10 protein-coding genes are annotated in these 8802 nt (G+C 67.0%); 3 read left to right on the plus strand and 7 right to left on the minus strand.

Annotation, left to right across the window (positions count from 1 at the left end; genetic code table 11):
* The first annotated feature begins 107 nt into the window (after positions 1-107).
* A complete protein-coding gene (locus tag ACTIFS_RS13385; RefSeq protein ID WP_439574608.1) occupies positions 108-884 on the plus strand; it encodes an esterase/lipase family protein in 777 nt (258 codons plus the stop codon).
* Positions 885-912: 28 nt separating this feature from the next.
* On the opposite strand, the gene ACTIFS_RS13390 is transcribed toward ACTIFS_RS13385, so the two are convergent.
* Positions 913-1335: a phasin family protein gene (locus tag ACTIFS_RS13390; RefSeq protein ID WP_439574609.1), complete on the minus strand. Its 423-nt coding sequence runs from the start codon at positions 1333-1335 to the stop codon at positions 913-915.
* Positions 1336-1462: 127 nt separating this feature from the next.
* Positions 1463-2782 carry a DUF445 domain-containing protein gene (locus ACTIFS_RS13395; RefSeq protein ID WP_439574610.1) on the minus strand — a complete coding sequence of 440 codons (1320 nt, stop codon included), beginning with the start codon at positions 2780-2782 and terminating at the stop codon, positions 1463-1465.
* A gap of 266 nt (positions 2783-3048) precedes the next feature.
* On the opposite strand from ACTIFS_RS13395, the gene ACTIFS_RS13400 reads away from it, so the two are divergent.
* Positions 3049-3552, plus strand: a complete 504-nt coding sequence (locus ACTIFS_RS13400; RefSeq protein WP_439574611.1) for a hypothetical protein — start codon at positions 3049-3051, stop codon at positions 3550-3552.
* An 84-nt stretch (positions 3553-3636) separates the two neighbouring features.
* Here the strand turns inward: ACTIFS_RS13400 and ACTIFS_RS13405 are convergent, their stop codons facing one another.
* From ACTIFS_RS13405 to ACTIFS_RS13425, 5 genes are all read right to left on the minus strand, one after another.
* Entirely contained in the window at positions 3637-4461 is an 825-nt protein-coding gene (locus ACTIFS_RS13405) for a DUF2189 domain-containing protein (protein ID WP_439574612.1), read from the minus strand.
* Positions 4462-4585: 124 nt separating this feature from the next.
* Positions 4586-5590 carry an NAD(P)H-dependent flavin oxidoreductase gene (locus ACTIFS_RS13410; RefSeq protein WP_439574613.1) on the minus strand — a complete coding sequence of 335 codons (1005 nt, stop codon included), beginning with the start codon at positions 5588-5590 and terminating at the stop codon, positions 4586-4588.
* Between the two features lie 149 nt (positions 5591-5739).
* On the minus strand, positions 5740-7317 hold the full coding sequence (locus ACTIFS_RS13415; protein ID WP_439574614.1) for a cryptochrome/photolyase family protein: 1578 nt from the start codon (positions 7315-7317) through the stop codon (positions 5740-5742).
* 41 nt (positions 7318-7358) lie between these two features.
* The gene (locus ACTIFS_RS13420) at positions 7359-7616 is read right to left on the minus strand and encodes a hypothetical protein (protein ID WP_439574615.1); all 258 of its coding nucleotides are present in this window, start codon (positions 7614-7616) and stop codon (positions 7359-7361) included.
* Positions 7617-7762: 146 nt separating this feature from the next.
* Positions 7763-8494, minus strand: a complete 732-nt coding sequence (locus ACTIFS_RS13425) for an SDR family NAD(P)-dependent oxidoreductase (RefSeq protein ID WP_439574616.1) — start codon at positions 8492-8494, stop codon at positions 7763-7765.
* Positions 8495-8578: 84 nt separating this feature from the next.
* Here ACTIFS_RS13425 and ACTIFS_RS13430 point away from each other — a divergent pair, with 84 nt between their 5' ends.
* Positions 8579-8770 carry a DUF2256 domain-containing protein gene (locus ACTIFS_RS13430; RefSeq protein WP_439574617.1) on the plus strand — a complete coding sequence of 64 codons (192 nt, stop codon included), beginning with the start codon at positions 8579-8581 and terminating at the stop codon, positions 8768-8770.
* The last annotated feature ends 32 nt before the right edge of the window (positions 8771-8802 follow it).

Consider the following 8802-nt stretch of genomic DNA (forward strand, 5'->3'; position numbering starts at 1 on the left):
GGCAGCTTGTCGCAGCGGCCCGGCAATGGTCTAGTTGCGGGGCTTCCCCTCTCGGGAGCCACGAATCAGGCACGGCGACAGGCCGGAGCCACGACGGAGGAGACAGCATGGCAGTCGCATCCGCAGAGCTCGCGCCGCCATCGCGCACGCTTCTCTTGCTTGAAGGCCGGGCGATCCCGGAACTCGCCGCCTTCGTCACCGCCTATCCGCTGCTGGCCTCTGCCCCGCGCGGCGACGGCCATCCCGTGCTCGTGCTGCCCGGCCTTGTCACCTCCGACCGGGCCACGGTTCCGCTCAGGACCTATCTCGCCGGCCAGGGCTATGCTGCCTATGGCTGGGAGCTTGGCCGCAATTACGGCCTCCTGCCCGGCATCGAGCGGCGCATGGTGGAGCGGATCGAGGAACTGGCCGAGACCCATGGCAGCAAGGTCAGCCTCGTCGGCTGGAGCCTGGGCGGCATCTATGCCCGCCAGCTTGCCAAGATGCTGCCCGACAAGGTGCGGCGGGTCATCACGCTCGGTTCGCCGTTCAAGGGCACGCCGAAGGCGACCAATGCCTGGCGGCTCTACGAATTCACGTCGGGCCACAAGGTCGACGACCGCGACCACCACATGGGCGGGCTCATTTCCGATCCGCCGCCGGTGCCGACCACCGCCATCTATTCGCGCACCGACGGCATCTGCGCCTGGCAGTGCTGCGTGGAGACCGAAGGCCCGCTGACCGAGAACATCGAGGTGCGCGGCAGCCATTGCGGCCTTGGCCACAACCCGTCGGTCGCCTATGCGGTGGCCGACCGGCTGGCGCAGGCCGAGGGCAGCCACGATCCGTTCGAGCGGTCCGGCTGGCGGTCGATCTTCTACCCCCAGCCCTGGCGCGCGGCCTGACAGGCCGCCTGCGCCCGGGCACCCGGCCTCACTTGCGCGTGAAGCTCTGGCGGATTTCCTCGAAGCTTTCCTTCATCCGGTCCTGGATGATGCGCACCGCGTCCTGATTGGAGCGCTGGACGAGTTCGGCCATGTCGCGGGTGTTCTTCACCGCGGCTTCCATGGCCTTCTTGGCGAATTCGCTTTGCGCAGCCATCATCTCCTGCGCGCTCCCGGGCATCCGGAAGCCCCTGGAGGCGTCCTGGATCTCCTTGATCGCCGTCTCGATGATCTCGCGCTGCTTGGCCGCGATCGCCGTGGCGCCCTCCGCTGCGGCCTTGCCGCTGGCGCTCAGAGCCTCGAAGTTCTTGCGGTGATGGTCGACGATCTTCTCAAGGTCGACGGTCGGGATTTTCATCTCCTGCCCGAGCTTGGAGAACATATCGAGGATCGATTTGGGCATCTCGGTCATGTCGCATCTCCATGTGGCTGGCAGTCCGGGGCCGGGCCCGGCGACCCGGCCTGCGCCGGACCCGTCCGACTGACCGTAGGCCCGCCCCGTGACCGGATCAAGGAGGCCAGCGCCGACCGGTCCCGGCTCACGCGGAGCGGATCAGCACCTCGATCGTGTGCAGGGTGAGACCGGCAAGGCCTCCGATCAGCGTGCCGTTGAGGCGGATATATTGCAGGTCGCGCCCGATATTGATCTCGATGAGGCGGATGAGCTGGTTGAGGTCCCAGGATTTCACCTGATCGGCGATGAAGGTCGATGCCCCGCTCTTCTGCTGTTCGACGAAGCCGGCGAGCACCGTGACAAAACCCTCGTTGATCTCGGCCGCCATCACCGGATCGGTCGCAAGCTTGCGACCGATATCGACGAACAGACTGACAAGCTGGCTCTCGATCTGCGACTGCGGCGAGGCGATGTCGTCGGTGAGGAAGGTGGTGATCGAGCGCCAGACCTGCTGGGCAAGGTCGCGCAACTCCGCGCGCGCGAGCAGGTCCGCCTTGAGCTTCTCGGCGCGCGCCGCCATCTCGGGACTGTCGCGCAACTGGTCGATGAAGGTCGCGACGAACCGGTCGAACTCGCGGCGCAATGCGTGGTCGGGATCCTCGCGCACCTCGTCGAGGAACGAGGAGGTGGACTTCATGACCTTGTTCAGGAGATAGGCGTCCGCCTTGAACAGGTTGAACAGGCTCGGCAGTTCACGCCGGATCTTCTCGCGGATGCCGGCAACGGTCGCCTCGTCCGCCAGGATCTTCTCGATCGCGCCGATGATCTCGTCGAGCAGCTTCTGATGCCGGCCATCGGAGGTGAAGGCGGACAGCATCTGCGCCGCCACGGGCGCGATCTTCAGCTGCCGGATCTGGTCCATGACGCGCTGGGTGACGAAATCCTTCATCCGTGACTGGTCAAGCCCGGCCACGGCCTGCGGCACGAGCTTGAGGGCGAAGCGGGCAAGGTTCCGGCTCTTTTCCGGATCTGACAGCCAGTCCGAGATGATCTTGGCGAAATCGACCTCGCGCAGCTTGGCCGCGACCGGCGCCGGGGCGAGGAAATTGGTCTCGACGAACTGTCCGAGGCTGTCGGCGATGCGCGACTGGTTCTTGCTGACGATGGCGGTGTGGGGGATCGGCAGGCCGAGCGGATGCTTGAACAGCGCCACCACCGCATACCAGTCGGCGATACCGCCGATGGTGGCGGCCTCGGCGAAAGCCGCGACGAAGCCGAAGGCCGGATGATGGTGCTCCAGCACCTTGGCGATGACCATGACGGAGACATTGACGCCGAGCAGGCTGGTGGCGACGACCTTGGCGCGGCGCAGCCCGGCGAGCTTTTCCAGGTCATGGTCCGTGAGAGCCAGTTCGCTCCCGCCAAGGCGTCCGGCGGCGGGCGCGGCCTTGCCTGTTCCGTCCATGCTGCACTCCTCCGGGCCTCGGCTCCCTGACATAGGCCGCCCGAGCGCCATTCGGAAGGCGCTGCCCCATGTCCGAAACCCGCGTCAGGCGACCCGGTTCCAGACCATGCATCCCAAGAGCCTGAAAAGACGGGTGAATATGTGATGTTGCGCTGCATCCAATTTTTATGTTGCAATGCACAATAGTTCATGCGATAAGAGCTCTGCCGCTGCGGGCCGATGTCGGACGCAGCCACCATGGCTCAAACGAGAGAATGGAGAGAGAAATGACCGAGAAGACCGCCAAGACGAAGGCCACCGCCACCGAATCCGCCGCTTTCGCGCCGGTCGCCCAGATCCTCGAGACGCTCAAGGGCGCCCAGGAGAAGATCCAGGTTCCGACCGCCGCCCGCGACTTCGTCAAGCAGAACGCCGAATCCGCCAAGGCCCGCGTGGCCGATGTCGAGCAGGGCGCGCTGAACGCCACCGCGACTGTCGAGAAGGCGCTTGTCGCCGTCGTCGGCGCCGGCGCCACCGTGTCGCGCAACGTGATCGACGCCACCGTCGCCAATGTCACCATGACGCTGGGCGGCATCCAGTCGCTCGCCGATGCCTCCTGCGCCCAGGATGCGGCCAAGCGCTATGTCGATTTCGTCAAGGAAATCGGCCAGGCCAACATCGTCCGCGCCCAGGACAGCTTCAACGCCGTCCGCCAGGCCGCAACCGAAAGCGCCAAGGCCCTGCAGGCCGAGATGGGCAAGTTCGCCCCGTTCGGCTCCAAGGCGGCCTGACGATCCGACCGCCTGCCTGTCAGGCGGCCCGCATCTTCCCCCGTTCGTGGTGCGAAAGGCCCGCCCTCACCGGCGGGCCTTTTGTCATGCCCGGCCGGCCTCCGACGCCTCCGGCCCGATCACCAGCCGCCGGTAGAGATGCCAGGTCGCGTGCCCCCACAGGGGCAGCACGACCACGAGGCCGGTGAACAGCGGTGCCATGGCGAGGAACACCACCACAGCCGTCACAATTCCCCAGCCGAGCATGACCATGGGACTGGCCAGCACGGCCCGCACGCTGGTGATGATGGCCGTCACCATGTCGATGTCACGGTCGAGCAGCAGCGGGAACGACACGACCGTGATCGCGAAGGTGCCCAGCGCCATGCAGGCGCCTGCCACCGTGCCGACGGCCAGAAAGGTCCAGCCCTCCCAGGTGGTTGCGACCTGCTTGAGGAACAGGACCGGATCGAGCGTCGCGAAACCGAAGAACAGGGCATAGAGCACCCGCACCTGGTACATCCACATCATGAAGATGAAGAGCGTGACGAAGGCCATCCAGGACAGTTCCCGGCCGCCCTGTCGCCAGACCGCGCCGAGCACGGCAGGCCAGCTCAGCGGCTGGCCCATCTCCCGCCGGCGCGAGACCTCGTAGAGCCCGACCGCGACGAAGGGGCCAATCAGCGCAAATCCCGCCGCGAGCGGATAGACCGCCCAGACATAGCCGAACATCCCGGGAAGGATCATCATCAGCCAGCCGCCGAGGCAGTAGATGGCGCCGAAGAACAGGCCGTAGAGGGGCGCGGCCCTCAGATCCGCAAAGCCGGCCTCAAGCGCGGCCCGGATATCGTGGGCCGTCGCCGCGCGCACGGATGGCACGCCAGACGCGGGCAGCCGCGGCGAATCGGCTGGGGTATCGACTGGGCGCATGGGCATCCTCCGGCTGGCTGCTTCGGCAAGCCGGCATCAGGGCCGGCCCGCGGTCCGGGGGAAGCCAGAGGATGGCGCAACCGGCCGCGCCGTCAAGCGCCGCCGTGCGAAAGGACGGGGTCGATCAGCTTGCCAGCCGTCGTGCCTCGCGCAGGGGCCAGGCAGAGACCTTGGCAAGATCGGCCTGGGCGGCGGCATATTCGCGCTTCAGCCGGGCGATGAACTCGCCGGCTCCCTCGACCGCCTTGACCGCGCCGATGCCCTGTCCCGAACCCCAGATGTCGCGCCAGGCCTTGCTCTTGGACGTGCCGCCCGAACCGAAGCTCATCTTGGAGGGGTCGCTCTGCGGCAGGTTCTCGGGGTCGAGGCCGGCGGCGACGATCGAGGCGCGCAGATAATTGCCGTGCACGCCGGTGAACAGGTTTGAATAGACGATGTCGCCTGCCGTGCCATCGACGATCGCCTGTTTGTAGGCCTCGTCGGCATTGGCCTCCCGCGTGGCGATGAAGGCCGAACCGATATAGCCGAGATCGGCCCCCATTGCCTGCGCGGCGAGGATCGCGCGCCCGGTGGCGATGGCACCCGAGAGGGCCAGCGGACCGTCGAAGAACTCGCGGATCTCCTGGATCAGCGCGATGGGCGAAAGCGTGCCGGCATGGCCGCCCGCACCCGCCGCCACCGCGATCAGACCGTCGGCACCCTTTTCCAGCGCCTTCTTGGCGTGGGTGATGTTGATGATGTCGTGCAGCGTGATGCCGCCATAGGAATGGATCGCCTCGTTGAGCTCCGGCCGCGCGCCGAGCGAGGTGATGACCACCGGCACCTTGTACTTCACGCACATCTCGACATCGAGCATGAGCCGGTCATTGGACTTATGGACGATCTGGTTGACCGCGAACGGCGCCGAGGGCGCCTCCGGATGGGCCTCGTCATAGGCCCCCAGTTCCTCCGTGATCCGCTTCATCCAGTCCTCGAGCACCGGCCCCGGACGGGCGTTGAGCGCGGGGAAGGAGCCGACGATGCCGGCCTTGCACTGGGCGATGACCAGATCGGGGTTCGACACGATGAACAGCGGCGACCCGATGGCGGGAAGCTGCAGACGGCTGGCAAGCGAGACGGGGAGCGTCATGGAAGGGTCCGGGTTCGAGCGTCCAACGTGTATCGGCACGACGGATGAAAGCCGATCATGCGCCGCAGCGATAGTCCGTCGGAAGGCTTAGTTTGAAACGATGTTTCATCAGATGGAATGGCCCTCTCACGGACCGGCAAAAGCCCCGGTCACAGCGGCAGGCTGGCCTGAACCGGGCTTGCCGGTGCGCCCCCTGACCCGTCGAGCCCGTCGAGGAAGGCCTGGGCCTGCGCGCGGATCGCCGCCTTGCGCTGGGCGTCCATGGCGCGCCAGGTCCGGTAGGGCATGGCCATGCGCGGATTGGCGGCCAGCACGGCCTCGTTCGCGTCGATGAAGTTCCAGTAGAGCAGGTTGAACGGACAGGCGCCCGGCCCGAGCTTGATCTTGGGGTCGTGGCGGCAGCCGGAGCAATAGTCCGACATGCGGTCGATATAGGCCCCCGAGGCCGCATAGGGCTTGGAGGCAAGCAGCCCGCCATCGGCAAACATCACCATGCCGTGGGTGTTGGGCAGTTCCACCCAGTCGAAGGCATCGGCATAGACCGCCAGATACCAGTCCTCGATCTCAGCCGGGCGGATGCCTGCCAGCAGCGCGAAATTGCCCGTGATCATGAGGCGCTGGATGTGGTGGGCATAGGCGTTGCGCCGCGTGTCGGCGATGGTCTCGGCCAGGCAGGCCATGTCGGTTTCGCCGGACCAGTAGAACCAGGGCAGCGGCCGGCCGGCGCCGAGGTGATTGGTGTCGGCATAGTCCGGCATGTGGCGCCAGTAGATGCCGCGGACATATTCGCGCCAGCCGATGATCTGGCGGATGAACCCCTCCACCGCATTCAGCGGAGCGAGGCCCTGCCGGTAGGCTCTCTCGGCGGCCCGGCAGACCTCCATGGCGGTGAGCAGTCCGACATTGAGACAGGGCGACAGCAGGCTGTGGTGCAGGAATGGTGCGCCGCGCTTCATCGCATCCTGATGGTCGCCGAACCCGGCAAGGCAGTCGGTAATGAAATGGTCGAGCGCACGCAGCGCATCGGCGCGCGTCACCGCCCATCCGAAGGCGTCGAGATCGCCGAACTGGTCGGGAAAGCGGCTCGCGACGAGCGCAATCACATCGGCCGTGATGCCATCGGGGGTAAAGCGCAGGCGCTCGGGAAGGCGCGCGCCGCGCGGCAGGGGCTGGCGGTTCTCGGCATCGAAGTTCCAGCGGCCGCCCACGGGCTCGCCGTCCGCCATCAGCAACCCGGTGCCGCGCCGCATCTCCCGGTAGAAGAACTCCATGCGGTAGGCCTTCCGGCCCTCGGCCCAGCGGGCGAAGCGTTCGTGGCTGCAGACGAACCGGTCATCCTCGCGGATGTCCACCGGAACGCCGGCAAGCGTCTCCCAGTCCTCCATCATCCGGCGGACCCGCCACTCGCCGGGCTCGGTTGCCACGATCCGCGACGGGCTATGCCGAGCCACGGCCCGCATCAGTTCCCCGGTGAATGAGCCGGTATTGGCGGCATCGTCCAGCCGCACATAATCGACCCTGATCCCCTCGCCCTTGAGATCCTGGGCGAAGTGCCGCATCGCCGAGAGAATGAAGGCGATCTTCTGCCGGTGATGCGGGACATAGGTGGTCTCGTCCGCCACCTCGACCATCAGGACGATGTCGCGGGCGGGATCGATGTCGCGCAGCGACGCGACCGTTCTGGTCAGGTGGTCACCGAGCACGAAACGGAGAACGGGAGCGGTCATGCACCCGATACGTTCGGGACGGCGTCCCGGTTCGCCGCGCCTCAGCGGGCCGCGAAGCTCAGCCAGAAAGCGAGGATCAACAGCAGGATGACGAGCGCATACTTGCCTGTGTGGCTCCGGCCGAGTTCCAGCCGCCCGTCCTCGCCGCGTCGGAATCCGTGCAGCGGAAACGCGCCGGGCGCATCGGCTGCGGCGACACGCACCCGCCCGAGGGTCAGGAGCGGCAGCAGGATACTGGCAATGCCAACGAGAATGAGATCGAAGATGACGTAGAGGATCGTCTCGACGATGACGCTCATTGGCTCGCCCCCACTTGTGTCAGACAGTCTAGCGGGTCCGCCAGCCGATATTCAATCTCGCTTTCATTGCGGTCTTCGAGATGTCTCCCGATCATTTCGGCCGGGTCGGGTGGCACCGCTAGGCCGCAATCTTCAACCCAGGGTATTCATCCCTTGGTCCGCAGCGTCGAGCGGCCGCCATCGACACCGATGATCTGGCCCGTGATCCACCCGGCCTCGGCATCCAGCAGCAATGCGCCAAGGGCGGCGACATCGTCCGGCTCGCCAAGTCGCGGAAGGGGATGCAGCGCCGCGATGGCGTTCGCCATCTGGTCGGAACCGGTCAGTGCGGCGGCAAGCGGCGTGCGGGTCAGCGAGGGTGCGATGCAATTGACGCGGATGCGCGGCGCCAGTTCGGCGGCAAGCGCGACCGTCAGGCCCTCGACCGCCCCCTTGGCCATGGCGATGGAGGCGTGGGCGGAGAACCCCTGCGCCACCGCCACGCTGGACACCAGCAGGATGGAGGACGTCGTGCCGCCATGGGCCTTCAGCGCCGGCAGGCTGGACTGGATGGCGCGCACGGCACCCAGCGCGTTCACCTCGAAGTCGCGCGTGAAGTCGGCATCCGTCAGCCTTGCGACGGGTTTGAGGTTGATCGACCCGACGCAATAGGCAAGGCCGGCGAGGTCCGGACCGGCCTCGGCAGCGGCCGCGTCGATGCTTGCGCGGTCGGTCACGTCGGCGACCGACCAGGTCGCGTCGATGTCGCGGGCGAGGTCCTTCAGCCGGGCCCCGTCGCGCGCAACCAGGTGGACGGCATGGCCGCGCCCGCGCATCCGCCGGGCCAGCGCCGATCCGATGCCCCCCGTGCCACCGTAGATGAGGAAGGTGCCTGCCATGGGTCCGCTGTCTCGCCGCCGGCACCGATGCCGGCCAGCGCGATACGACACGCGGCCGGCGACGGTTCAGAACAGTGTGTCGCGATGGCGAAAATGGTCCGGAAGGGCGACTTGCCCCAGAAGCTCTGCACGACCTGCGGCCGCCCTTTCGCCTGGCGGAAGAAATGGGCCCGCGCCTGGGCGGAGGTGCGTCATTGCTCCGAGCGATGCCGCGGCGATCGCGCCGTGGCGAAGAACGGCGAGGCGGGCAGGCGTCAGCCGTATCGAGCCTCGTAGCATGCCTCGCCCTGCGGCGGCGGCGTTATGGC

The sequence above is a fragment of the Phreatobacter sp. genome (genome assembly GCF_051860605.1).
In the GTDB taxonomy this organism is placed as follows: domain Bacteria; phylum Pseudomonadota; class Alphaproteobacteria; order Rhizobiales; family Phreatobacteraceae; genus Phreatobacter.